At 63.6% G+C, this 23,001-nt stretch carries 20 protein-coding genes and 1 pseudogene; 5 read left to right on the top strand and 16 right to left on the bottom strand.

Annotated elements, in window-relative coordinates:
* Positions 1-62: 62 nt before the first annotated feature.
* Positions 63-1,385: an autotransporter strand-loop-strand O-heptosyltransferase gene (locus QCE62_RS15740; RefSeq protein WP_309920050.1), complete on the bottom strand. Its 1,323-nt coding sequence runs from the start codon at positions 1,383-1,385 to the stop codon at positions 63-65.
* Positions 1,386-1,963: 578 nt separating this feature from the next.
* Here QCE62_RS15740 and QCE62_RS15735 point away from each other — a divergent pair.
* From QCE62_RS15735 to QCE62_RS15725, 3 genes are all read left to right on the top strand, one after another.
* Complete coding sequence (locus QCE62_RS15735) at positions 1,964-3,904, top strand: PAS domain-containing protein (RefSeq protein WP_309920047.1); 1,941 nt, start codon at positions 1,964-1,966, stop codon at positions 3,902-3,904.
* Between the two features lie 147 nt (positions 3,905-4,051).
* Positions 4,052-4,468, top strand: coding sequence for a CopG family transcriptional regulator (locus QCE62_RS15730; RefSeq protein ID WP_309920044.1), 417 nt, complete (start codon positions 4,052-4,054; stop codon positions 4,466-4,468).
* Between the two features lie 31 nt (positions 4,469-4,499).
* Positions 4,500-5,543: a PHB depolymerase family esterase gene (locus QCE62_RS15725; protein ID WP_309920041.1), complete on the top strand. Its 1,044-nt coding sequence runs from the start codon at positions 4,500-4,502 to the stop codon at positions 5,541-5,543.
* 45 nt (positions 5,544-5,588) lie between these two features.
* Here the strand turns inward: QCE62_RS15725 and QCE62_RS15720 are convergent, their stop codons facing one another.
* The 4 genes and pseudogenes from QCE62_RS15720 to dctP all read right to left on the bottom strand — a co-directional run bounded on the left by QCE62_RS15720 (position 5,589) and on the right by dctP (position 9,100).
* The gene (locus tag QCE62_RS15720) at positions 5,589-7,550 is read right to left on the bottom strand and encodes an ATP-binding protein (protein ID WP_309920037.1); all 1,962 of its coding nucleotides are present in this window, start codon (positions 7,548-7,550) and stop codon (positions 5,589-5,591) included.
* Positions 7,551-7,695: 145 nt separating this feature from the next.
* The gene (locus QCE62_RS35285) at positions 7,696-8,031 is read right to left on the bottom strand and encodes a TRAP transporter large permease subunit (protein WP_409017884.1); all 336 of its coding nucleotides are present in this window, start codon (positions 8,029-8,031) and stop codon (positions 7,696-7,698) included.
* 147 nt (positions 8,032-8,178) lie between these two features.
* A pseudogene (locus QCE62_RS15710) lies at positions 8,179-8,558 on the bottom strand (TRAP transporter small permease); the annotation flags it as partial.
* A gap of 116 nt (positions 8,559-8,674) precedes the next feature.
* Entirely contained in the window at positions 8,675-9,100 is a 426-nt protein-coding gene (dctP, locus tag QCE62_RS15705; protein ID WP_309922837.1) for a TRAP transporter substrate-binding protein DctP, read from the bottom strand.
* 247 nt (positions 9,101-9,347) lie between these two features.
* Here dctP and QCE62_RS15700 point away from each other — a divergent pair, with 247 nt between their 5' ends.
* Positions 9,348-9,842: a hypothetical protein gene (locus QCE62_RS15700; protein WP_309920029.1), complete on the top strand. Its 495-nt coding sequence runs from the start codon at positions 9,348-9,350 to the stop codon at positions 9,840-9,842.
* Between the two features lie 46 nt (positions 9,843-9,888).
* Here the strand turns inward: QCE62_RS15700 and QCE62_RS15695 are convergent, their stop codons facing one another.
* The 4 genes from QCE62_RS15695 to QCE62_RS15680 form a co-directional block, all read right to left on the bottom strand.
* The gene (locus QCE62_RS15695) at positions 9,889-10,215 is read right to left on the bottom strand and encodes a ribbon-helix-helix domain-containing protein (protein ID WP_309920026.1); all 327 of its coding nucleotides are present in this window, start codon (positions 10,213-10,215) and stop codon (positions 9,889-9,891) included.
* A gap of 87 nt (positions 10,216-10,302) precedes the next feature.
* Positions 10,303-11,886: a GMC family oxidoreductase gene (locus QCE62_RS15690; protein ID WP_309920024.1), complete on the bottom strand. Its 1,584-nt coding sequence runs from the start codon at positions 11,884-11,886 to the stop codon at positions 10,303-10,305.
* Positions 11,887-11,929: 43 nt separating this feature from the next.
* Positions 11,930-12,574 carry a twin-arginine translocation signal domain-containing protein gene (locus QCE62_RS15685; RefSeq protein ID WP_309811831.1) on the bottom strand — a complete coding sequence of 215 codons (645 nt, stop codon included), beginning with the start codon at positions 12,572-12,574 and terminating at the stop codon, positions 11,930-11,932.
* Between the two features lie 103 nt (positions 12,575-12,677).
* Positions 12,678-13,076: a VOC family protein gene (locus QCE62_RS15680; protein ID WP_309920021.1), complete on the bottom strand. Its 399-nt coding sequence runs from the start codon at positions 13,074-13,076 to the stop codon at positions 12,678-12,680.
* Positions 13,077-13,380: 304 nt separating this feature from the next.
* Here QCE62_RS15680 and QCE62_RS15675 point away from each other — a divergent pair, with 304 nt between their 5' ends.
* Complete coding sequence (locus QCE62_RS15675; RefSeq protein ID WP_309920019.1) at positions 13,381-15,171, top strand: FUSC family protein; 1,791 nt, start codon at positions 13,381-13,383, stop codon at positions 15,169-15,171.
* A gap of 9 nt (positions 15,172-15,180) precedes the next feature.
* Here QCE62_RS15675 and QCE62_RS15670 read toward each other — a convergent pair whose 3' ends face one another.
* The 7 genes from QCE62_RS15670 to QCE62_RS15640 all read right to left on the bottom strand — a co-directional run bounded on the left by QCE62_RS15670 (position 15,181) and on the right by QCE62_RS15640 (position 22,870).
* Complete coding sequence (locus QCE62_RS15670; protein WP_309922835.1) at positions 15,181-16,023, bottom strand: IclR family transcriptional regulator; 843 nt, start codon at positions 16,021-16,023, stop codon at positions 15,181-15,183.
* Between the two features lie 81 nt (positions 16,024-16,104).
* Positions 16,105-17,646: an AMP-binding protein gene (locus tag QCE62_RS15665; RefSeq protein ID WP_309920017.1), complete on the bottom strand. Its 1,542-nt coding sequence runs from the start codon at positions 17,644-17,646 to the stop codon at positions 16,105-16,107.
* Positions 17,647-17,674: 28 nt separating this feature from the next.
* Positions 17,675-19,456 (bottom strand): ABC transporter permease subunit, encoded by a 1,782-nt coding sequence (locus QCE62_RS15660; RefSeq protein WP_309920014.1) that lies wholly within the window; start codon positions 19,454-19,456, stop codon positions 17,675-17,677.
* A 9-nt stretch (positions 19,457-19,465) separates the two neighbouring features.
* The gene (locus QCE62_RS15655) at positions 19,466-20,527 is read right to left on the bottom strand and encodes an ABC transporter ATP-binding protein (protein WP_309919999.1); all 1,062 of its coding nucleotides are present in this window, start codon (positions 20,525-20,527) and stop codon (positions 19,466-19,468) included.
* Between the two features lie 10 nt (positions 20,528-20,537).
* On the bottom strand, positions 20,538-21,599 hold the full coding sequence (locus QCE62_RS15650; RefSeq protein ID WP_309919995.1) for an ABC transporter substrate-binding protein: 1,062 nt from the start codon (positions 21,597-21,599) through the stop codon (positions 20,538-20,540).
* A 40-nt stretch (positions 21,600-21,639) separates the two neighbouring features.
* Entirely contained in the window at positions 21,640-22,401 is a 762-nt protein-coding gene (locus QCE62_RS15645; protein ID WP_309919992.1) for an enoyl-CoA hydratase/isomerase family protein, read from the bottom strand.
* A gap of 205 nt (positions 22,402-22,606) precedes the next feature.
* Entirely contained in the window at positions 22,607-22,870 is a 264-nt protein-coding gene (locus QCE62_RS15640) for a hypothetical protein (RefSeq protein ID WP_309919989.1), read from the bottom strand.
* Positions 22,871-23,001: the final 131 nt, after the last annotated feature.

Genomic DNA, 23,001 nt, shown 5'->3' with positions numbered 1-23,001 from the left:
TTTTTGTATTCGTATGTGCGTGACGCGCGCCCACAAGAGACGGCGCGCGACCAGAAATTCGATCAGGCTTGCAGCGCGACAGGCTCGAGGCCCACGCCGAAGCCCGGGATGCGGCGCAGCGTGCGTCGGACCTGTTCGGGTGTGATGAGGCGCGTGCATTCGAACTGACGCGGCGTGTCCTTGTGGCGCGGACACCAGAAGAAATCCTGGTGGTCGAAGCGGTGGCGCACGTCGTTCCAGCAGCCGTTGCAGGCGTGGTAATTGATCACGCGGAAAGGCGTGGCGAATTCGTTGTTTTCGTGGGTGAAGCCGCTGATCATCGCGACTGGAATGCCGCACGCCCACGCGAGCCAGGCCAGTCCGCTCGACAAGCCGACGAAGAAGTCCGCATGCTTCAGCCAGCGCGCGCGCTCTTCCAGCGAACGGTCGCCGGTCTGGTCTTCCGCGCCGTGCGGGATGTGGTTCCAGACGAGTCCCGAGCCGTGCGTCGCCTTCTGGTCGATGCAGATCACGCGGTAACCCGCTTCCTTCAGGAACGTGACGATCTCGCGCCAGCCGGTCGGGTGGTTCCAGTACTTGCACTGGGTCGAGCTCTGCACCGCGATGCAGACATAGCGCTCTTCGATCGGGCGCGATTCGTCGGCGAGGACCATCCCGGGGCGCATCTCTTCCGGATCGACACCGAGGATGTGACCCGCCGTGCGATGCAAGCCGACATGCCGGAAGTCGACCGGCTGATGGGTGTGCGCTTCGTCGTCGAAGAACAGGCCGATGTTGTAGGTCGCGTAGTAGCGCGCCGGATCCACTTCCTCCGGCGTGATGAATTCGATTTCAGGGTAGGCGCGGCGAAACAGCGGCGCGATCAGCGCGGACATCGAGCACGTCAGGCGGCAGCCATGCTTGCGCTGGAACTTGACGGCGTAGGGAAACCAGCCCATCAGGTCGCCGAGCGTGCCGACCGGAAACTGGATCAGCACTTCACGGTCCTTCGCGTCGTAGCGATGCAGGATGGCCGCGTCCGCATCCTTGCCGCGCTTCTGCACTTCGAGTTCGAAGGGCACGAAATATTTCTTGCCGCTCGTCACCGCGCCCGCGCCGATGTCCGTCTCGAACAGCACGTTGCCGGTTTCCGTGTCGCGCAGGACCACATGCCATTCGCCTTCGGGCAGCGTCACGCGACAGCCGTCGTTGAAATCGAAGCGCACGCCCTGACCCGCGTCCTGGGTCGGTGTGGGAGCAGGCAGCGGAAATGGCGGCTTGAGCGTGCCGTTGGTGGAGACGAGGCGCACGGGCACGGCCGCGACGGGCGGCGTGTCGCCGGCAGCGGGGACGGCGAGGATGTCGTGGGGGATCGAGGCGGTCATCGAAGGCAAGGAGTCGGACATGAACCGCAGGCCTTCTTAAAGACCTTCGGGACGATGGCTCCTGACCGGTACAACACGTTGAATCACTACGCGGCGGTACAGCACGAGATGCGAGATGTCTGGGCCTGGCTTGCAACGGCGTCGCAAAGGAAGAACTCGGGAATTCGTGACCGCCTCGCGACGCCGTGCACCGGCTTGGAACGCTAGGCCAGTTTCTTAACGGCAGGTAATTTGGGTCCTGAAGAATGTTTTCTGGTTTTATTTAAAATTACTTTCAGTGACGGTAAATCTTGCTCAGGTAGGAGGGCGGGGGTTCGGGGCGCGAAGCCGTCTTTGTTGTTACCAGAGCGATTACCCGACGCTGCGATCAGCGGCGCACGAACACGAGGCGATGCCGGCGACCTTCTACGCTGACGTGGTAAATTGTTCTCCCATTGCCTCGCCCGTCACTGCTTGTATCAACGCGGACGCGTCTGCTGAGGCTGCCTGGCAAACGACGTTGCTTGCACAGGACAAGCCATGTCTTTCCACACAGTCGTACAGAGCGGAGCCGGTAGTCCATCATCGGGCGCCTGCCGCGCCGGTTGCCATGAATTCACATGATTAATGATTCAAAGAAGCGCCATGCCGCTTCGGGACTCGCCAATGAGGACCGCCTCGGCCGGGAAGTCGCGTGGGATGTCAGCCATGACTTGCACGTCATCGTCGATTTGCGGGGTTGGGTAAAAGACGTCAATCCCGCGTGGCAAGACAAGCTCGGAATCGCTGCAGCCTCCGCCATCGGAAAACACTTGCCGATGCTCGCTCACCCTGAGGATGCCGGCGCCGTTGAAACCGCAATCACAGGGCTCGATACGGATGGCTCCACGGCCGAGTTCGAATGCCGGATCGCGGCATCCGACAACAGCTACCGCCTGATCAGCTGGTCTGCCACGCGTGTGCGCAATCACATTGCGTGCGCCGGACGCGACATCACGGCCGAGCGGCAGCGCCAGATCGCGCTCGATGATTCCCGCGACTTTGCGCGGCTGGCGCTGTCGGCGGTCAGTGGCGTCGGCGTGTGGACTTACGAGGTGTCGAGCGACTGCTTCTTCTGCGATGCAGCTGTCTCCGAGCTCTACGGGATCAATGCGGAGCAGGCGGCCAAGGGCATCCGGCGCGAGTATTTCCTGGCCAATGTCCATCCCGACGACCGGGCCGCCCTGCGCAATACGATGTCGGGCGGGCTGCTGCATAGCGGCGACCTGGAACTCGAATATCGAATCTGTCACCCCGATGGATCCGTGCGGCACGTCCTGTCGCGGGGTCACACCTATTTCAACGAGCAAGGGCTGCCGGTGCGGCGTACGGGTGTCGGCGTCGACATGACCTCGCAACGTGAACTCGAACAGCAGCTCAGGCAAAGTCAAAAGATGGAGGCGGTGGGTCACCTGACCGGCGGCCTCGCGCATGACTTCAACAACATGCTGCAGGGCGTGATCGGGCCTCTGGAACTGGTTCGGCATCTCGTCGCGCGTGGCAAGACCGAACAGCTCGACCGGTTTCTCGGCATGGCGATCTCGTCGGCTCATCGGGCCGCTTCGCTGACGCATCGACTGCTCGCGTTCTCGCGCAAACAGCCGCTTGCACCGAGGTCCGCCGACGTGAGGGAACTGATACCGTCCATCGAAGACCTCATCCGGCAGACCGCGAACAAGGACATCGAGATCGCGTTCGACATGGCCGCGCAGCCGTGCCATATCCGCTGCGACACCAACCAGCTCGAAAGCGCATTGCTCAATCTTTCGATCAACGCCTGCGATGCCATGCCTCGTGGCGGGGTGCTCAGGATTGCGGCTTCGGTCATCGAGGTCAGCGAAGTGGAAGCGGCCGCGAACGAAGGCGCAAGTCCTGGCGCTTACGTGCGCATCGCGGTATCGGACACGGGATCGGGCATGCCGCAGGAGGTGCTGAGACAAGCCCTCGAACCCTTCTTCACCACGAAGCCGCTGGGACGCGGCACCGGGCTCGGCCTGTCGATGGTCTATGGCTTCGTGAGACAGTCCGGCGGCTTCGTGACCATCGAGAGCGCGCTCGGCCAGGGAACGACCGTCGCGCTGTTCATGCCCGAGGCCGTGGTGGCGGATGAGGCGCCACGACAACCGAAAGCACTGGCTGCCGGGCCGGCTGGCGGTGCGGGCGAGACCGTGCTCATCGTCGACGATGACGAGACCATTCGCCAATTGCTTGTCGAGTTGTTCGGACTCTCGGGCTATACGTCGATCCAGGCTCATGACGGACCGTCGGGGCTTGCGGTGCTCAAGTCGGAGGTGAAGATCGATTTGCTGGTGTCGGACGTGCGCCTGCCAGGCCTGAACGGGAAGCAGATGGCCGACGCCGCGAGAGTCGGCCGGCCCATGCTGCCCGTGTTGTTCATTACAGGCTATGCCGAGGAAGCGGTGTCCGACGGCTTCCTCGACGACAACATGGCCATGTTGACGAAACCCTTTTCCATCGAAGCGGTGCTCGCGCAGGCGAGTGAGCTTTTGCGCAGGGGGTGAAGCTCATCGTGCGGTAACAATTGCCTGCCGCACACTGCGGCGAGTGTCGGGCATTACCGAACGTTCCTTCTCAACAAATCTTCGTGCCTCCCTCTTGAAACCAGCCTGATACCATCCACATGGATGGTAATCGGAGAACTTTTCAAGATGAACAAAGAGACACTGGAACGCTCGCGCGGCAGCGAGACCGAGAAAATCACGATCAATCTCGGCCCTGTCGACCTGGGACAGATCGACCTGCTGGTCGAAGAAGGCTTTTATTCGAACCGTACCGATCTGATTCGCACGGCCATCCGCAACCAGCTCGCAGTCCACGCTCCGGCCGTGAAGGAAACGGTGACTCGCCGTGAACTGGTCCTGGGCCTCCAGCATTTCTCGAAGCTGGACCTCGAAGCAGCGTGCGCTGCCAATCAACGGCTGAGGATCCAGGTTCTGGGCCTCGCGAGCATCGCATCGGATGTTTCGCCTGAACTCGCGCTCGCCGCGATCGACTCCATCCTGGTCCGCGGCGCGCTTCATGCGTCCCCTGCGGTCAAGGCCGCATTGGCGGATCGCATCCGCTGATGCTCTCCAATTTCCTGCTAACGGAAGAACAATGAAACTCAACGACGGATTTCTGGATTCGATGAAAGAGGCCTTCGCACTCTTTCGCAGCAATGATCCCGCGGCGGCCGCCGAGGTCGTCAAGCGCGCCATGCATGGTGAAAAGACGGACGTGGCAGACGCGCGTGACAAGACCGGCACGACAGCTTTCGCCGACCTCTTGCAACCCCGGTGCCGCGCCGGCAACGAGCAAGCCGGACAGCAAGGGCAGTTCAGCACGCGGCGCTTTGTCGGCGCCGCCGGTCAGCGTGATTACAAACTCTACGTCCCCGCATTACCTCGCGGCGAACCCTTACCCCTGGTAATCATGCTGCACGGCTGCACCCAGGACGCCGACGATTTCGCGGCCGGCACCCGGATGAACGCGCTTGCGGACACGCACGGCTTCATCGTCGCTTATCCGGTTCAGCCGCAGAGCGCGAACGCATCGAAATGCTGGAACTGGTTCAAGCCCTCGGATCAGCAGCGCGATCAGGGTGAACCGTCGCTGATTGCGGGCATCACGCGCGAGGTCATGGCGAACCACAGCGTCGATCCGAAACGGGTCTACGTGGCGGGCCTGTCCGCCGGTGGCGCGATGGCAGCGGTCCTGGCGCACGCCTATCCTGACCTGTACGCGGCAGCGGGCGTTCACTCGGGCCTGCCGGTGGGTTGCGCGCACGACTTGCCGTCGGCGTTGGCGGCGATGCGCGGTGGCAAGCCGCGCGCCAATGCCCGAAGAACCGGCCCTTCATGCCCGCTGATCGTCTTTCACGGCGATGCCGACGCAACCGTGCATCTCGCCAACGCCAGCGAACTGGTACGCGAGTTCTCGGCAAGCGAAGTGATGATCGATGGCGCATCGAGCGCAAGAAAGAACACGGTCCGGATCATGACTTCACCCACGGGCGTCGATGCCGAACTATGGGTGATTCACGGGGCGCCGCATGCGTGGGCCGGGGGCTCGTCGAGCGGCAGCTACACCGATCCGTCCGGCCCCGACGCCAGCGCCGAGATGATTCGCTTCTTCCTCAATCATCCGCGAAAGCCTGAGTAATGCTCGTGCTCTTCGCATCATGAGCAACGCGACAGGCAGCACGCGCTAGGTCACCGCTTCATCCGCGAGCACCCGTTCGATGTCGGGAATCGCGGCTGGCTTGACGAGATGATGTTTGAAGCCCGCCTCGGCCGACAGCTTCTTATCCTCCTGCTGGCCATAACCGGTATGCGCGATGAACACGGCGTTCCGCGTGCCGGGAAGGGTGCGCAGTTCGCGAGCGAGATGATAGCCGTCCATATCGGGCAGTCCGATGTCGAGCACGCAGCGGTCAAACGACTCCCGTCTGGCCCGCTCGATCGCACTGCGTGCGTTGTGCTCGATGGCGACATCGTGTCCAAGAATCTCCAGCACCATGCCCACCGAGTCCGCGACGTCGACATTGTCCTCAACCAGGAGAATGCGATGTCGATGAGCCTCGTGCATCGGCTCAGGCGTCGCGGGCGGTGTTATCGGGTCCGCCCGGCTAGCGACGAGCGGAAACCGCACGGTGATTTCGCTGCCCTTGCCTTGTCCTTCGCTTGCCGCCGTCACGGTCCCATGCTGGCGCTCGACGAGCCCTTTCACAAGCGCGAGTCCCAGTCCCAGACCGCCTTCAGTTCGCGCGGCGCTTCGCGTGCCCTGCTCGAAGAGCTCGAATGCCCGTGTCAGCAGTTCCGGCTCCATGCCGTTGCCATTGTCCTTCACCTTGAGGACGGCCTCACCGTTCTCTCGCGATACCAGCACCGAGATGCTTCCGCCGTCCGGCGTGTACTTCGCCGCGTTCGTGAGCAGATTGCTGAAGACCTGGACGAGGCGATTGTGGTCGCCGCACACGCAGACGGGCTCGACCGGCAGATGGATGGCCAAGCGGTGCTTGTGCGCTTCGACGAGCGGACGCACCTGCTCGGATGACTCATGCACGACACGCTTCAGATCGACGGTATAAGTCTCGAGCGAGACGCGATTCTGGTTGACGCGCGAGGCTTCCAGCAAGTCGTCGATGAGTGTCGAAACGTGCGCCACCTGGCGGCGGATCATGTCGCCGACGTGGGACATGCGCTCGTCGTCCTTGCCGAGTCTTGCCATCATCTCCGCGCCCGCCCTGATCGGCACGAGCGGATTGCGCAGTTCGTGTGCGAGCATCGCGAGGAATTCATCCTTGCGCCGGTTCGACACGTGGGCTTCCACCTCGGCCAGCATGCGCGCGTCGATGTCGGTGTTGCTGCCGACCCATTCGATGATGTCGGCGCCTTCCCGAACCGGCATCGCGCGCACGAGCGTCCATTGGTAGTCGCCAGTGTGGTAGCGCACGCGGAAGGTCGACTCGTGCGGCGTTCCTCTTTGTATGCTTGCCTGCCATTCCTGCTTGGCGCGCTTCACATCGTCGGGATGAACGAAGTTGATCCAGAGCCCGTCTTTCGCCGCTTCCGGTTCAGCGCCCATGAACTCGCGGAATCGCGCGTTGTAGAAGTCCACGTATCCGTCCGGACGTGCCGTCCACACGCAGTGCGGAAGCGAGTCGACGATGCGTTTGTAGTCCGGCTCGCGAGCCGCGTCGAGAGAGATGTGCTGCGCACTGGACAGCTTCTGGAGCCAATGCACGATACACAGAAGCTCACCTTCATCGGTCAGGACCGGTCTTTGTACGGCCCGCCATGTCGAGGCGCCTTCGTCCTTGTGCGCGGAGATCCTGAAGCGTTGATCGGCGCGATCGCTGGCCGACTTCCAGGTCGCTATCGAAGTCAGCGCCGCATGGAGATCCGCCGTCTCCGTCGAGTTGAAGGGAAACGCGCTGTGAGGGTAGACATCGAGAATCGATTGCCCGACGACTTCGGCGCGCCTGCTACGCGTCTCGCTGAGATAGCCCTCGCTCGCCGCGGCTACCGTGAAGTCCTTATCCGGGAGCAGGATCAACAGCGGCACCGGCAGCGACTCGAAAATACCTTTGGCACTATCGTTGTCGCGCAGCCTGATCTCTTCAGGATCCGCATCCGGCTCTGCGTCCCTATCGAAGCCGTCGACCATGTCAGCCAGTCCTCAACGTATTGGGTGTACGCACCGGGGCCGACGGCGTGGTTCGAAACAGCCACGCCTACAGGCGCCTTGATTCTTTTTCCGTCAATCCAGCTTAGCAGTTCACTCATGCCAGAACTGGACTTTGCGGCCGTCATCAAGCGGTGCTTTCCGGACGTTCGACAAGAGCTAGACGTGCGAGATCGAACGGCTCCACCGCGCTGTAGTCGTTCCTCACGGCCGTCACATAGTTGACGATCATGAACGACGCGACCACGAGCAGCATCGGGATGATGCCCGCGATGAACATCGTGCCCACCGAGACGTTCGCGGTACAGGCGTAGACGAGCATGCTCATCGACACGGGCGACAACAGCCCGAGCGATCCCGCCGCCGATTGCAACGCCACCGCGATGGTCGCCGCGATGCCGATGCAGATGGCCACCGGCACGCCCAGCCCGAGCAGCCCTGCTCCAAAAGCGATTGCCCACATGATGTTTATCCTGGAAATCTGGAGATGATCGGACACGCCTTCGACCAGCGTCGCATCGGACTGCGCCTGCGGCGCCAGATGCGACACCACGATGCGCACCAGCGAATGAAACGCGAGCAACGCACCGCATAGCGGTATCGAGAGATACGGATAGACCATCGAAATCGGCACGGACGTAGCTGTTTCAGTGCCCATCAGTTCGAGCATGTCGGTGCCGTACAGCACGAACACCGCGCCGAGCGCGAGGATCGCGCAGTCCGTGAAGTCCTTGAGCAAGGGCGCGACCACGGCGGAACGCGGTCGGCCAGCACGCGCACTTCCGGATGCGCGCGCAGCTTCACACCGGCCGCCGCGTCCAGACACGTGAGCCACACGAACAGGTAGGCCGATACTTCGTCGGACCATGACAAGGAATCGTGCAGCACGAAGCGGAAGATCACGCCGAGACCGGCCACGATCACCGCCTCGAGCAGCAGACAGCTACAGACGAACAGATTGAGCTTCAGCACGATGTCGTCGATCCACATCAGGCCGCGCGCGAGCTTCTCCATGGGTGTCGCCTCCGATGCCGGGTTGGAGTCACTGCCGCCGTTCGCATCCGTCATTTCGATGCAACCGCCGAAGCCTGCTTGGCCGCGTTGATTTACTGATAGAGCGCGGGACCGTCGGGAATCTTCGCGACCAGTTCGTCGCGCGCGGCCTTGGTGGCCTGCTGCCACGGCGCCGTATCGACCACCGTCACCTGGATGCCCTTCGCCTTCATCGTGGCAATGGCGGCGTCGTATTCACGCTTGTATTCCTTCAGGTCGAAGTCGGCGGCCACTTTCGCCGACTCCTGGAACGCCTTCTGATCGGCGGGCGAAAGCTTGTCCCACGATGCCTTGCTCATCGTCAGCACCACCGGCAGATAGTTCACGTGCGTCACGTAAAAGTGCTTGGCGACATCGGAGAACTTGTCCTGCACGAACTGCTCCGGCGAGGTATCCGCGCCATCCACCAGCCCTTGCGACAGCGCGAGGAACAGCTGGTTATAGGCGAGCGGCGTCGGATTGACGCAAGTATTCGTGATCGCTGCAAGGGTGCGTCAGGACCAGTCTTCGGATTTCCTGGACTTTTTAACGGCCCCCCCGGGCGTTCGCGCGGCGTGCTGCAAAAAAGTCCAAAAGATCGCGTGAACCGTCCTACCCGTCGAATGAGGCGCCTCTTTAAAGTGACTTCCACGCTGACGGCGCCGTAGCGCAACGCATGACGCCGCGTTCAGCCAACCATTCAAGAAGACCCATCGACATGGCCAAACGCCCCCATATGGCGCGCGCGTGCGCGGCTATACCTTCCAGGGCGCGTTCGATGAATCCGCATGGAGCCGCGGCCAGGCATGGGCGATCTATGATTACGTGAACTCGGCGCGCGAGACCGGCAAGTGCGCGTATCTCGATCTCGCGGAACGGCTCGCGGAATACTATCTGCGCCGCCTCGAAGGACGTCAGGTGCCGCGCTGGGACTTCGACGCCACCGGTCGCGACGCCGAGATCAAGGACACGGCGGCGGCCGCGATCGTGGCGTCGGCGCTGCTGGAACTGGCGCGTCTGCATCCCGATGCGCAGGCCGCCGCGAAGTGGCAGCGTCATGGCATCGCGATGCTGGAAGCGCTGTGCCGCGACGAGTTCACGAAGGGGAGCACGGGCTGTTGCATAACTCGTGCTATTCGAAGCCGCATGACATCGGCGTCGATGGCGCGACCATGTTCGGTGATTTCTTCTTTGTGGAGGCGCTGTGCCGCGTCGTGCATCCGGGCAAGCTGCGGCCGCTGAATGAGCCGCGTATCACGCTGGAGTGAAGCCCGTGAAGGCCGGTTCCTCAGCCGGTCTTCAACACCCTCAGCGCCGCCCCTGCCGCCTCGCTTTCCACGGGCTGCTTCGCCTCGCGCATCGACAGATAGCGCAGACAGCACACCCGCAAAAACGATGCAAAGTTGGTCGGCACCTCGCCGCGCAGCGCGATCAGTTCATCGTAGAGCTTGACCGCGAACTGGCTGGTCGTCAGGTTCTCGCGCCCGGCGATTTCCTGAAGCACGTCCCAGAACAGGTTTTCGAGCCTCACCGTGGTAATCACGCCATGAATGCGCAGCGAACGCGTGCGCGATTCATAGAGGATCGGATCGGCGTTGATATACACCCTACACATGGCGTCATCCCCCAGGAAAGGGCCGCCGCGCGTTCGCACGACGGCCATGGCTCAAGCTACCCCTCCACGCTCACGCCGGCAATGGCGTCAAACCCTGCGCTGCTTCATCTGGCCCGCAATGTAGTCGGCCTGACGGATCGCCAGCGTGACGATGGTGAGCGTCGGGTTTTCCGCCGCGCCCGTCGTGAACTGGCTGCCATCGGAGATGAACAGGTTCGACACTTCATGCGCCTGACCGTAGCCGTTGCAGACGCCGTCGTCGGCCTTCGCACTCATGCGCGCGGTGCCGAGGTTATGCGTCGAAGGATACGGCGGCACGATGTACGTCGCCTTCGCACCCGCCGCCTCGTACACGGCGCTGCCCTGCTTGTACGCATGCTCGCGCATGGCTTCGTCGTTCGGGTGATCGTCGAAGTGGACGTTCGGCACCGGCATGCCGTACTGGTCCTTCACGTCGTTGTTGAGCGTGATGCGGTTCGACTCGCGCGGCATGTCCTCGCCGACGATCCACATGCCCGCCGTGTACGGATAGCGGTCCATGGCCTCGGTGAAGTTCGGGCCCCATGCGCCCGGATCGAGAAACGCAGCATAGAACGGCAGGCCGAGCGAGATCGTCTCCATGTGATAGCCGCCCGCGAAGCCGCGCTTCGGGTCGAACTTCGCCTCGTCCTCGATGATGCCCGCCATCGTCGTGCCCTTGAACATCTCGACCTTGTCGTCGAACACGCCGTACACCGAGCCCGTGGTATGCCGCATGTAGTTCCGGCCCACCTGACCGGAGCCGTTCGCGAGGCCATCCGGGAACTTGCTCGACTGCGAGTTCAGCAACAGGCGCGGCGTTTCGATTGCGTTGCCCGCTACCGCGACGGCACGCGCCTTCTGCCGCTGGATCTTGCCGTCCTTGTCGTAATAGACGACGCCCGACACTTTGCCGCGTGCATCGTGCTCGATCTTCACCACGTGCGCCTGCGGCCGCAACTCCATGTGCCCGGTCAACTGTGCATGCGGGATCTCGGTATAGAGCGTCGACCACTTCGCGCCCATGCGGCAGCCCTGGAAACAGAAGCCGCGCTGGAAGCAGTGCGTGCGGTCGTCGCGCACAGTGCTGTTGATCGCCATGTGACCCGTGTTGCATTCCTTGTAGCCGACCTTCATGGCCCCGGCCGACATCACCTTGAAGTTGTTGTTGCCGGGCAGGCCGGGCAAGCCATTGGTGCGCGTCACGCCCATCTTCTTTTCGGCGCGGCTGTAGTACGGATCGAGGTCCGCGCGCGTCACCGGCCAGTCGAGCAGGTTGGCGTCCTTCATGTCGCCATACGTGGTCTTCGCCTTGAACTCGTACGGCTGGATACGCAGGCTCGCGCCCGCCCAGTGAACGGTTGTGCCGCCGACCGTCTTGCAGATCCACGCGGGCAGGTTCGGGAAGTCCTTTGCGACGCGCCACGAGCCGGAGGTCGTGCGGTTGTCGAGCCATGAGAGCTGCTTGAAGGCGTTCCATTCTTCAGTGGAGAAGTCGCCCTGCGTATGCATGGCGCCTGCCTCCAGCACCACTACGTCGATACCCTTCTGCGCGAGCTCGTTCGCCAGCGTCCCGCCGCCCGCGCCCGAGCCGATGACCACCACGACGTGGTCGTCGCTATGCTTGAACTGCACCTTGTTCTCTGTGTACATGTCTGTCTCCGTTGTCCCATCGACCGAAATCAAACCGACTGGATCAGCCGTCTTTCGGAATCGGGCCGCTGTCGGCCGCGGGTGGATCGGGCAGCCATGAAAGGTTGTTGAAGCCCTGATAGAGATAACCGCCGTCGCCCTGTGCCGCGCCATAGCCGAAATGCTGGTAGGCCAGCGCGTTGCTGTACAGGGACACCACAGCCGTGCTGCGTACCGTGTTGAAGAACGGCGTGCCGGCCAGCGCGGCGATGTCGTGCGCCTTGTCGGCGGGGCCGCGCCGGGTCCAGTCGGAGCCGGCTTGCGCGTCGAGCTTCGCCACGCCGTCGGCGAGTTGCTGGCGCACGGCGGGATCGGCTTTCGCCTTCGCATCGAGGTCCTTCACGACGAGCGCGTACACGGCGTCATCGAGCGTGGCATGCGGATAGATCTCGCGAGTGACCTGCAGCAGCACTTCGCCCTGATGCGTACTGAGCCCCTGCATTTCGAGCGCCCAGACACGGCTCGGCGCAAGGCTTGCGAAGATGGACGAGGCGGCGATCGTGCCCACCAGCACGCCGGTGCCGCGCAGAAACTCGCGCCGCGTCAGCGCGATCCGGGGTGGAGCGGCGTCAAGCCCGGCGTGTCCGTGTGGATGTCCGTCGTCGTGCGCGCGCCGTGGCGCGACGATCGGGATGATCGTGTCTCGCATGTCTGTCTCCTTGTGGGGTGCTGCAACAACTTATGGTCGTGCGGGTCCTGCTTTCGGATTGCCGGTGCGTCATCTGCGTGACGATCGGGTGCTGCGAGACGCGCTAGCGGTAATGTCCATGCTTCTCCAGCACTTCGATCCTGTACCCATCCGGGTCTTCGATGAAGAAGAAGCGCGCAATCAGTTCGCCCTTGCCGTCCTTGAATTCCTTCACGTCCTTGGGCGTCAGGCCGAGGCCGACAAGGCGTTCACGCTCGGCATGAACGTCATCGACGACGACGGCGAAGTGTCCATAGCCGTCTCCATGGGTATAGGGAATATCGCGTCCCTTGTTCCAGGTCAATTCGATCTCGGCTTCGGTTTCGTCGTTGCGCAGATAGACGAGCGAGAAGTCATCGAAATCGAGCCGGTGACTCGGTGTCAGGCCGAGCGCGGACGCATAGAAGCCGAGCGACCGGTCCAGGTCCTTCACGCGAATCATGGTATGAATCAGTTTGGCCATCGATCCTCCTGTGCTGAACATCGCTGCGAACCTGCATGCCGCAGCGTTCGTAGTGAATTTAGCGACCGGTGCGCAGGCCGAGGTAATAGCTCGTTAAATCCGGGCGTTAACCCTGTCCGGGCATCGAAGGCCAATTGAAGGGCCCGCATGGACTTCATCGCCATGGGTTTTTTGACACGCTAAGATCCGGGAAAACCCGTACCTTCCATCCGCCGGCGATCCCGCGTGAATGGCATGGCACGGCAACTTTCCTCGATGGACTCCGGCCACAAGCCGCGTCCGTCATCGCCCGGATGTCGCCCTGATGATTGCAATGCTCTTCACGCGAGCGGCCGATCGCCTGCTCGTCGCGGACCCTGGACTCGCGCGCTTCGTCACGGCCCTGCGCGCGACGCTCGCCACGTTTCTCACCGCGGCAATCTGCCTGCCACTGGCCGCGCGGCTCGATGCGCCGCCGACCGTCGCCGGGCCCGGCATCCTGTTCGTGATGGTCGCGCCTCTGTTCCTGCGCGACGGCACGCTGCGAGGCTGGCTCGCATCCCTGCTATCGCTCTATGTCGTTGCGCTGACTTCCTTCGCGTTGGCGAGCGCACTGGCACCGTGGCCCGCGCTCGCCGATGCCACGTTTGTCGCGCTGCTGTGCGGCGGCATGCTGATCCAGGCGTGCGGTCCGCGAGCGCTCGGCGGTGCGTTGCTGGCGCTCGTGGCCTTCTATCTCGGCTTGTATCTTCATCCCACCATGCCGATGACGCAGCTCGCGATGGCAATGTCCTTGATTGCGCCATGCGTGACCGTGTGCATCGCGCGCTGGATCATTCCGCCTCGTCACGACGCCGCGCTCCGGCTCGCAGTCCGGACCGTGACTGCCCGCGCGAGAAGGCTGCCCGCCACTGCGCCCCGCGCGGCCTCCTTGCACACGGCGCTCACCGCGCTGAACGAAGCCGCGATCTCGCTCGAAGACCGGCTCGCGCTGCTCGAACCCGGCGATACGGACGAGGTCCGCGACGCGCTCATCGCGCTGGAAGTAGCCGCGAATCAATATGTGTTCGATGCATCCGCACGCGCGGATCGCGAAGCGCGCTTACGCAGCGCCATTGCGGCGCTGGAACGGATGGTCGAGTCGAGGCAATGGGAAACAAAGCGTGTTGACGCCGCGCGCGCTTCGGGGCAAAGCGCACTCGCCAGCCTGTCATGGTGGCCGGCCGCGCGCATGGCGGCAGCGGCGTCGATGGCGCTGTTCGCCGGACATTGGCTCTCCTCCGAGCGATGGTTCTGGGCCGTCATCACCACCTTCGTCGTGTTGCTCGGCACACGTTCGCGCGGCGATGCCGTGCATCGCGCGATGCAACGGATTGCCGGGACACTGGCGGGCGCGCTGGTCGGCGCGCTGCTCGTGACCTCGCTGCACAGCGAGCCGGTCGCGATTGCCTGCGCGATGCTGCTGTGCGTCTTCGGCTGGGCGTATTTCATCCTGAGCGCGTACGGGCCGGGCGTGTTCTGCATCACCGTGCTGGTGAGCCTCGTGTACGGCATGCTCGGTCATGCGGTGCAACCGCTCGTCGAACTGCGGATCGGCGAAGTGGCGATCGGTTGTCTCGCGTCGCTGGTGGCCGCGTTCACGATCAAGCCGCTCGAAACAAGCCGGCATATCGAGGCGCGCTTCGTGGAAGTCATCGACGCGATGATCGCCGGCGTGCGCAGCGCGGATAGCGTACAAGCCGGAGCGGCGGTGCGCTCGTTGGACAGCCATTGGCAAGCATTCCGGCTGGCACTGCGGCCGCGGCGCGTGTTCGTGTGGGCAACCCACGATGATCTCGTTGCCGGCGCTTTGTCGTGCTGCGTTCACAACGTGCGCACCTTGTTGCGGCAACCTCACGCCATGCAGGATCAAGGCGGCATCGAAGGCATTCTGGAACGTCTGGAAGCGATTCGCGCGGGCTGCGCTCGCGCAAGCATGAAGGGCACGAAGCGCATGAAGGGCATGCCGGCGGCCACAGGGATGGCCGCCTCGCTCGACGGCGCGGTCGCGTTGCTCGCGCAGCGCATTGGCGGATTCAGCGATGCAGCCCCTTCGTTGCGCGAACGTGCTGCTTGACCCGACCCGCTATTCGATGCGCCGCCGCGTCGAGATGGCCGACGCAGTGGAGATCACGAGATCGGCGAAGCGCTTTTCGTCGCGGTCCGCGTGCCAGCGCGAACGCGCCACCGCGATGTTCACCGCGCCGATGCCGCGTCCATGCGCATTCGTAATGGCCGCCGCCGTGGAGATGTCGCTGACGAAGTACTCGTCTTCCGTATGCGCATAGCCCTGCTTGCGGATCTGCGCAATGCGCTCCTTGATCTTGCGCGGCTGATACACGGTCGATCCCGTATAGGGCACGAGGTTCGTGCGCGCGAGGATGTCGTCGAGCTCGCCGTCGTCCAGCGTGGCGAGAATCGCGAGTCCGGGCGCCGTACAGTAGGCCGGCAGACGCGAGCCGACGATCACATGCGCGTTGAACACATTGCGGCTCACGATACGCAGGACGAAGACGATGTCGGTATCGTCGAGCACGGTGAGATTGGTCGCCTCCTCGGTCTCCGAGCCGAGTTGCTGGAGATAGGGCGTGGCGCGGCTGACCAGGTCGTTCGACGTCAGATAGTGATACGTGAAGTCCAGCAGCCGCGGCGACAGTTCGTACTTGCGGCTGTCGGGGTCCTTGAAAAGATAGCCGAGCGCCGCGAGCGTATAGGCAAAGCGCTGCGTCGCGCTCATGTCGAAGCCGGTCAGCGCGGCGATTTCGGACAGCGAGAGCTGGCGCTTGCTGCCGTCGAAGGCGGTGAGCACTTTCATCGCCTTCTCGACCGACTGCACATACAGCGAAGACGCGCTCGGGTCCGCCGCCTCGCCGCGCGCCTTCGCTGCGGGGCTCTTGCGCTTGCGCGGCTCTTTGGGCTCTTCGATCATCACGTGGTTCATCGTTTTCGATTGTCGACGAATTATCGCATAGCCCTAACACGCTATCTTTAGGCGATATTCATGGCGTCATCATGCCTGCGCCTTCTCGAGCCGATCCCATGCATCGTCGGTGCTGCGCGGCAGAAGATGCTTCTTGATGCGCTCGCTCGCGGTCAGCTCGAAGCCTTCCACCGCGCGGTAATAGCGCGGCAACTGGAAGCTCGCCAGGCGCTCGCGCGCCCACGCGTGCATGCTTTCCCACTCCACCGGCGCGTCCTTGAACTGCACGTTGAGCAGGATGTCCTGCTCGCCGATCGGCGATGCCACGCCAATCGCCGCACTCAGGCGCACGGCCGGATGCGCGGCGAAGATCCGTTCGATCTCCCATGCCGACACATTCTCGCCACGCACCCGCATGCTGTCCGTCTGCCGCCCGATGAAGTAGAGATCGCCATCGGCGTCGCGGCGCGCGCGGTCGCCGGTATGCAGCTTGCCGTTGCGCAGCGCGGAAGCCGTCGCTTCGGGATTCTTGAGATAGCTCGGCAGAAAGGTGCCCTCCACCTTGCTCGACAACACGATCTCCCCCGCTTCGCCCTCTTTCACCGGCTGCGCTTGTTCATCCAGCAGTTCGATCTCGATCCACGGCAACGCGCGGCCAATCGAACCCGGCTTGCCCGTGGCATTGGCGGTGGCGAAGCTCGAACACTCCGTCATGCCGTAGCACTCGCGCAGCCGCACCTTGAGGCGGTCCTGAATCGGTTCCCATGCAGCGGCGCTCACGCCCGCGCCCCAGGCGACGCGCAATGTGTGCGCGCTGGGCTGGGCATCGAGCGGCAGTTGCATCAGGATGTCGAGCACGCCGCCGAGATAATGCAGTTGCGTCGCGCCCGCGCGTTCCACCTGCGACCAGAACTGCGAAGCCGAGAAGCGCGGCACCGCGTGCAGCGTGATCGTTTCGAGGAACGGCAGCAGCAGCATCTGCGCGCCGCCGATATGGCACAGCGGCTCCCACAGGAACAGCCGGTCGCCCTCGCGCACGTCCGCGACGCGCAACGCCGCCTCGCTGGCAATGCGCATCATCCGCTGCGTGAAGACGACGCCCTTCGGCGCGCCCGTCGTGCCCGATGTGTAGATGACGCACAGCGGATCGTGAATGCCGATGACTGGCGTCGTGAAAGCGGTGGTGTCATCGCGCGGATCGAAGGCGGGCAGACGCACACGCTGCGACTCGCCGCAATCGAGGTTGGCCGTCACCGCATCGAATTCGTCTTCGATGATGAAGCGCTTCGGCTCGGCGTGGCGCAACAGGTATTCGAGGCCCGCCGCGCGCAGCTTCGTGTTCACCGGCACCCATACCAGGCCGCTCAGCACCAACGCATAGATGAGGTGAACGTGTTCCGCGCTGTTGCCCAGCATGACGGCGACGCGGTCGCCGGGCACGAGGCCTTCCTGTGCGAACCAGCGCTGCAATTGCACGACGCGCCGCATGACGTCGCCGCAGGTGATGGCGTGACCGTCGAAGTCCGCGACGATGCGCGCGGGATCGCGGCGCAGTCCTGCCGCGAGCAGGGGAACGCAGTCGAGTTCGTCGTCCGCGTGGCGATGGGCAAAATATTCCGGGTAGCGATGCATGGGTTCAACCGATTTGAGAGCCCGGGGTTCAGCGCGCACGGCGCTTGAGCCAGGAGGAAACCGCGACGACGAGCGCGATCAGGATGATGAGCGTGGTGGATACGGCAGCGAGCGTTGGCGTGATCGCCAGCTGGATGTCGTCCCACATTTGTTTCGGCAAGGTCGAGTTGATGCCGCCGCTCACGAAGATGGCGATGGTCAGATCGTCGAAGGAGACGAGGAAGGCGAAGAGGAACGCTGCCGTCACGCTGGCCATCAGCAGGGGCAGGACAACCGACGTGATGCGCCGCAGCGGCGAAGCGCCCATGACGCGCGCGGCATCGTCGAGACGCCAGTCGAAACGCTGGAAGCCCGCAGCGAGCGTGACGACCACATAGGGAATCGCCAGCACCGTGTGCCCGATGACGAGGCCCAGGTTCGTGCCCGTCAGTCCGAAGCGCCCGAACAGATACAGCAGCCCGACCGCCACCACGATGCGCGGCACGATCAGCGGTGCGACGAGCAGCGCGAACAAGGGCTTGCTGGCGCGGCGCGGCATGCGCGTCATCGCAAGCGTGGCGCCGAAGCCGAGCAGCAGCGAGAGCACCGCCGTGCCGAAGCCCACTTCGAAGGACCGGATCACCGCGCTGCGCCACACCGGCGAGTCCATGAAGGTGCCGAACCACTTCATGCTGAAGAGCTTCGGCGGAAAGCCGATGTAGTCGCTCTTCGTGAACGCGTACGGAATGACCGAGAGCACCGGCAGGACCAGCAGCGCCATGATGATGCACGTGTACAGCCCGAGCGGACTGGCGGCGCGCGCCACCGGCTCGGCATGCGCGCGGCGCCGCATCATGAACGGCGCGCACACGCGGCCCGCCGTCATCAGAAACGCCAGCCTGAGTCCCGCCGCACGCGAACCGCGCGTCTTCTCGCTGGTCTCGCCGGTCAGCGAGGTCAGGCCCACCATGCGGTCATAGACGAAGAAGATGAAGATCGAGCAGATGAGCAGCACCGTGGACAGCGCGCCCGCGAAGTGCATGTCGAACAGTTCGAGCACCGACGAGATCACGAGTTGCGCGATCATCGTTTCCTTCGGCGAGCCGAGCAGCGCGGGCACGATGAAGAAGCCGAGACTGGAGATGAACACCAGCAGGCCCGCTGCCGCCACGCCCGGCGACGACAGCGGCAGGAACACCGTAAAGAAGCTGGTGCTGCGTTCCGCGCCGAGCGTTTCCGCCGCTTGCGCAAGACGGTCGTCGATGCCGCGCATCACGGGCAGCATGGTCATCACGGCGAGCGGGAGCATCGAATGCACCATGCCGATCAGCACGCCCGTCAGCGAAGGAATCGTGCCCGTGGTTTCACGCACGAGGCCGAGCGAAAGTGCGATGGTCGACAGCACGCCGGTCTTCGAGAGCAGCAGCATCCATGCATAGGTCTTGACGAGATAGCTCGTCCAGAACGGCAGCATGATCCACAGCAGCCAGCGTTCGCGCACGCGCTCGGACAGGCGGCTCAGCATGTATGCAACGGGATAGCCGAGCAGGATGGAAAGCGCGGCAGTCAGGAACGAGATGGCGAAGGTGATCCACAACACCTTCGCATAGACCGGCGTGCGCGCGATGCGCTCGAACTGCGCGAAGCCGAACTGGCCGTCGGCGCTGACGAGACCGCCTTGCAGGATCTCGCCCACCGGCACGATGAAGAACACCAGCAGGAACAGCAGCGTAGGCACGACCGGCAGGAAGCGGACGCAGCGCGCCAGCGCGACGGACCAGCCGCGGCGCGCGCCTTCATGCTCGCGCTGGGCGTGTAGTGCAAGAGTCATGACGATTCCTCAGGCGTGCAGCAAGGTGGTGCGATACGGGTCCCACGTCAGCCCCACCTTGTCGCCGATACGCGGCGACAGGCTGCGCTCGCAACGCACGGTGAGTTCGCTGCCGTCGTTCATCGCGAGCTGCACGCGCGTGTCGCTGCCGAAGAACACGACATCGGAAATCGTGCCGTCGACATAGCCGCCCTGCGGTTCGACGAGACGCGGCGCCTCGGGCCGCACCAGCAACGTGTGACGCGCGGCAGGCGCGATGGATGCGCCCAGCGGCAGCGGAATACGGCCGCCCGCCGCCAGCAGGATGGGTTCGCCGCGGGTGCCACGGGTGGCTTCGAGTTCGCCTTCGAGCAGGTTTGAATGGCCGATGAAGCCGGCCGCGAAACGCGTCGCGGGCCGGTCATAGAGATCCGCGGGCGTGCCTACCTGTTCGATGCGCGCCTGGTTCATCAGGCAGATGCGGTCGGACAGGGTCAATGCTTCGTCCTGGTCGTGCGTGACATACACAAAGGTCGCGCCGAGTTCCTTGTGCAGGCGACGAATCTCGGACTGCATGTGCTCGCGCAGTTTCTTGTCGAGCGCGCCGAGCGGCTCGTCGAGCAGAATCACCGAAGGCCGATATGCGAAGCAGCGCGCCAGCGCGATGCGCTGTTGCTGGCCGCCCGAGAGTTCCTTCGGAAAGCGCTTCGCGTATTCGCTCATGCGCACCATGGCGAGGGCATCGTCCACGGCCGCGCGCACTTCATCGCGCGACTTGCGGCGCATGCGCAGGCCATAGGCCACGTTGTCCCATACGCTCATGTGCGGAAACAGCGCATAACTCTGGAACACCATGCCGATGCCGCGCTTGCCCGGCTCCACATGCGTGACGTCGCGGCCATCGATCTCGATGCGCCCCGCGCTCGGCGCAACGAGCCCGGAGATCATCTGCAGCAACGTGGTCTTGCCCGAACCCGAGGGACCGAGCAGCGTCAGGAATTCGCCCGCCTGCACGGCGAGATCCGTCGGTTCCAGCGCAACCGCATCGCCATAGCGCTTGGCGATGCCGATCGCCTCGAGTTTCGAGCTCATGATGTCGTCCTCAGGAGAGGATCCACGAATTGAAGCGCTCAGTGACCTTCTGGCGATTCTCTTCCCACCATTGCGGGCTCGGCAGCTTCATGTCCTTGATGTTGTCCGGGGCCGTCGGCAGCAGCGTCGCGCGCTCCTTCGTGATGCTCTCGAACGACTTCTTGTTGGTCGGACCGTAGGCCAGCGTGCGCGTGAGCAGCGCCTGACGTTTCGCGTCGGCGCAGAACTTGACGAACTGCTTCGCGGCATCCGCACGCGGCGTGCCCTTCGGAATGCCCCAGCCTTCGATCGAATACAAACCCTGATTCCACACGATCTGCACCGGCGCGCCACCGTCCTTCGCTGCCTGCGCGCGGCCGTTCCAGGTCGAGATCATGTCGACGTCGCCGCTCTGGATGGCCTGCATCGCCTGTGCGCCCGAGGTCCACCAGATGTTGATGTGCGGCTTGATCTTGTCGAGGCTCTTGAACGCGCGGTCCACGTCGAGCGGATAGAGCTTGTCGAGCGGCACGCCGTCGGCGAGCAGCGCCTGTTCGAGCGTGTCGAGCGGACTGCGGCGCAGGCAGCGGCGGCCCGGAAACTTCTTCACGTCCCAGAAGTCGGCCCACGACTTCGGCCCGTTGTCCTTGAACTTGTCCGTGCGATAGGCGAGCACCGTCGAGTACACGTCCACGCCGAGCCAGTTCGGCGTGATCGCCTCCGGCATGATGTCGGGATAGTCGCTCGCCTTCAGGCCGATGGGTTCGAGCAAGCCTTTCGATTCGAGGTAGGGAATGTCGGCGGACAGCGTCAGCGTGGTCACGTCCCACACGTAGTTCTTCGTCTGCACCATCGCCGCGAACTGCGCGACCGGCTGCGATTCGCGCGCGACGCTCACCACCTTGATGCCCGTCGCTTTCTCGAAGGGATCGTAGAAGGCCTCGCGATACGCCGTCGTGTAAGGACCGCCCGGGTCCGAGACGACGATCTGCTTGCTCTGCGCACGCGCCGCCAACGGCATGGCGCCGGCGACGGCCAGCGCGCCCGCGCCGTGAAGCATCCGGCGTCGCGCCGGGTTGAATTCTTGGGTCATGATTCAGGTCTCCCGCACTGGGTAGGTGGATGAAGAGGGCTTACTTCGCGCGCTTTTTGAAAAACTCTTCCATCATGCGTGCGGGTTCACCGGAGTCGTACGCTTCGCGCTGAATGCGCATGCCCGCCTCGATGCAATCCACGAAACCCGGCTCGGTCATCTCGCGGAAACGCTGCTTGTCCAGACGCATGGCGACAGAAGGCTTCGCGGCGAGCTCGGTCGCGATCTCCAGCGCCTTTTCGAAGACCTTGCTTTCATCGACGAGGTGATGAATCAGCCCGATGCGATGGCACTCGTCCGCGTCCATCAAACGTCCGGTGAGCGTCAGCTCGATGGTGCGCGACATGCCAAGCATCGAGTTCATGATCCACGGGCCGGTCGTGCTGGCGATGCCCGCGTTGATTTCCGGCTGCCCCATGCGCACGCCCGGATGACTCACGCGGATGTCGCCGAGCAGCGCGACCTGGAACGCGGAGCCGGCCGCCGTGCCGTTGAGTGCCATCACGAGCGGCTTGGAGAGGTTGCGCAGCGCCGCGTAATAGATCTGCCATTCCTTGACCCATGCGACCGCGCGCTCGCCGTCGAAGTCATGCGCTTCCGACAGATCCTGTCCCGCCGAGAACGCGCGATTGCCCGCCCCCGTCATGATGATCGCCGCGACTTCGTCGTCGGCATTGAAGCGGTCCAGCGCCTCGATGATCTTGTTGCGCATCGGCGTGGTCCACGCATTGAGGCGTTCAGGACGATTCAGCGTAATGACCGCCACGCGGCCGTGGTTCGAGAACAGGACGTCTTCGCTCATGTCTTATCGCATAGAGATAGTTAATGGTGAAATTTAATATAAGACTGTCAAAAATGTGTTGCAAGCGGGTTTACGCGAATTCGTTGCGAGTCGGCAGGAAAACTGCGGCGAAATGAAAAAAGACCTCGTGCCGAAAGAGGCAACGAGGTCTTGAGAATGCAGGTTTTACTCGACCCGACGCGTTCGCTTTAGTTGAACGTCGGGTTCAGCGAAGACGCCGCTTCAGGGCGCCTCGCTGTTCGACGCGTTCTTTGGCGCGTCGGATGGCTTCGTCGAAGGACGGTTCGGTCGCCACGTGGCGGTTGTCGACGCTGACGAACCATCGGTCATCGGCCTGGCACCAGCGCACGCGCCGGTCCTGCATGAGCAGCGAGAACCAGCGCCAGACCTCCGCGTCCTCGGCGTTCGCGTCGGCGGCAGCCGTGGCGCGGTCTCTTGCGTTCAGATGCATGGCCGTGAGTCTATGCAAGGCTCCTGCGCCGCAGACGGTCCGCCAGCGAGATCAGAATGGAGATGAACACGAACAGCAGCGTCGAGACAGCGGCGATCACCGGCGAGATCTGCATCGTGGTCTCGTCCCAGAACTGCTTGGGCAGCGTC

The organism is Caballeronia sp. LZ033 (assembly GCF_031451265.1).
Classification (GTDB): domain Bacteria; phylum Pseudomonadota; class Gammaproteobacteria; order Burkholderiales; family Burkholderiaceae; genus Caballeronia.
This window is presented reverse-complemented; position numbering and strand designations above follow the sequence as displayed.

Bases quoted from the DNA above. Each gene is read 5' to 3' on its own strand.
- QCE62_RS15740 (WP_309920050.1), bottom strand. From the start codon at position 1,385: ATGTCCGACTCCTTGCCTTCGATGACCGCCTCGATCCCCCACGACATC.
- QCE62_RS15735 (WP_309920047.1), top strand. From the start codon at position 1,964: ATGATTAATGATTCAAAGAAGCGCCATGCCGCTTCGGGACTCGCCAAT.
- QCE62_RS15730 (WP_309920044.1), top strand. From the start codon at position 4,052: ATGAACAAAGAGACACTGGAACGCTCGCGCGGCAGCGAGACCGAGAAA.
- QCE62_RS15725 (WP_309920041.1), top strand. From the start codon at position 4,500: ATGAAACTCAACGACGGATTTCTGGATTCGATGAAAGAGGCCTTCGCA.
- QCE62_RS15720 (WP_309920037.1), bottom strand. From the start codon at position 7,550: ATGGTCGACGGCTTCGATAGGGACGCAGAGCCGGATGCGGATCCTGAA.
- QCE62_RS35285 (WP_409017884.1), bottom strand. From the start codon at position 8,031: ATGTGGGCAATCGCTTTTGGAGCAGGGCTGCTCGGGCTGGGCGTGCCG.
- QCE62_RS15695 (WP_309920026.1), bottom strand. From the start codon at position 10,215: ATGTGTAGGGTGTATATCAACGCCGATCCGATCCTCTATGAATCGCGC.
- QCE62_RS15690 (WP_309920024.1), bottom strand. From the start codon at position 11,886: ATGTACACAGAGAACAAGGTGCAGTTCAAGCATAGCGACGACCACGTC.
- QCE62_RS15685 (WP_309811831.1), bottom strand. From the start codon at position 12,574: ATGCGAGACACGATCATCCCGATCGTCGCGCCACGGCGCGCGCACGAC.
- QCE62_RS15680 (WP_309920021.1), bottom strand. From the start codon at position 13,076: ATGGCCAAACTGATTCATACCATGATTCGCGTGAAGGACCTGGACCGG.
- QCE62_RS15675 (WP_309920019.1), top strand. From the start codon at position 13,381: ATGATTGCAATGCTCTTCACGCGAGCGGCCGATCGCCTGCTCGTCGCG.
- QCE62_RS15670 (WP_309922835.1), bottom strand. From the start codon at position 16,023: ATGATCGAAGAGCCCAAAGAGCCGCGCAAGCGCAAGAGCCCCGCAGCG.
- QCE62_RS15665 (WP_309920017.1), bottom strand. From the start codon at position 17,646: ATGCATCGCTACCCGGAATATTTTGCCCATCGCCACGCGGACGACGAA.
- QCE62_RS15660 (WP_309920014.1), bottom strand. From the start codon at position 19,456: ATGACTCTTGCACTACACGCCCAGCGCGAGCATGAAGGCGCGCGCCGC.
- QCE62_RS15655 (WP_309919999.1), bottom strand. From the start codon at position 20,527: ATGAGCTCGAAACTCGAGGCGATCGGCATCGCCAAGCGCTATGGCGAT.
- QCE62_RS15650 (WP_309919995.1), bottom strand. From the start codon at position 21,599: ATGACCCAAGAATTCAACCCGGCGCGACGCCGGATGCTTCACGGCGCG.
- QCE62_RS15645 (WP_309919992.1), bottom strand. From the start codon at position 22,401: ATGAGCGAAGACGTCCTGTTCTCGAACCACGGCCGCGTGGCGGTCATT.